At 75.2% G+C, this 1,224-nt stretch carries 1 protein-coding gene; it reads right to left on the reverse strand.

Annotated features, from left to right (window positions below):
• Positions 1 to 95: 95 nt before the first annotated feature.
• On the reverse strand, positions 96 to 1,224 hold a 1,129-nt coding region (locus tag ACFVUS_RS43955; RefSeq protein WP_387781520.1), incomplete at its 5' end, for an NYN domain-containing protein.

Raw genomic sequence — 1,224 nt, forward strand, 5'->3', positions numbered from 1 at the left:
GTCACGTACCGCGCAGACCACGTCCGAGGCCGCTTCCGCGGCCGCTGCCGTGTGCTGATCCGCTGGTGCTGTGCCCGTACTCACGAGGGAGCAGCCTACGCGTCTTCCACCCTCACCCGGCCGCCGGGGTCTCCCGGCGCTCCGGGTACGGGGGCCGGTGTACCGCCCACGTGCTCGGCCGCGGCGCGGACGTCGATCTCCCGCCAGAACCCGGCGCGGATGGCGTAGCGGTCGTGTTCGTCGATCTGGTCGTCCTTGTGCGCGAGCAGCCCGAAGCGGGCGGCGTAGCGCAGCAGCTCCCCGTCGATGCGGTGCGGGATCCGCGGGTACATCGTGGCCAGTTTCTGCAGGTGGACGGTCTCCGGGAGGCGTTCCATCCAGCGCCTGGCGAACACCTGCCCGACCTCGAACGGGTCGCCGCCGACGGTGGTGATGTCCTCCTCGCGGTCGGCCCAGCGCTGTTCGGCGCTGGTGAGCTGGGCGAGGGTGGGCAGGGAGGCGGTCTCGGCGGGTTCTCCCAGCGGCCCGGCCCGGTCGATCCAGCCCTTGTCGGAGGACCAGCGCAGGGCGCTGCTGCCGGCGGGGGCGTGCGAGGGCTGCGCGGGGGTGAGCGGCTGCCCGGGCGCGCGCAGGGTGGCGAGGTCCTTGGGGGTGGGTACGGGCTTGGCCCCCTCGTTCGCGGGCGCCGGTACGGGGGTCCCGTGCTCGGTGGTGTCCGGCGCGGCCGGGGCGGAGGAGCCGTTGCGGGCGGCCTCGGCCAGCGCGGCCTCGGGGAGCGGGGCGGAGAGGATCGCGGCGATCTCGGGGCGGGGCGCGGGGGGCGGCGGGCAGAGTCCGGAGAGGTCCTTGGCGCGGACGGCCCGGGTGATCCAGGCGCGGTCCAGGACCCGGCGTTCGTCGGCTTCGGCGACGAGGTCCTCGGACTGGTTGTAGTCCCCGTCGGCGGCCTGGACGGCCCAGAGGTGGACGGCGACCCCGTGTTCCTTCGCGGACATCAGCCCGGGGAGCAGGTCCCCGTCGCCGGTGACGAGCACGACGTCGGAGCAGGCGCGGTTGCGGGCCAGCTCGGTGAGCTCGGCGTGCATCGCGGCGTCCACGCCCTTCTGCGCCCAGCGACCGTCGCTGCGGGTCAGGGCGCCGAGCCGGACGGTGACGCGGGGCATGACGCGCAGCCGCCGGTGTTCGGGCTGCGGCACCCGGTCGGGGGCGCCGTCGAACCAGTAG

Source organism: Nocardia sp. NPDC058058 (assembly GCF_042885355.1).
Taxonomy (GTDB): Bacteria; Actinomycetota; Actinomycetes; order Mycobacteriales; family Mycobacteriaceae; genus Nocardia.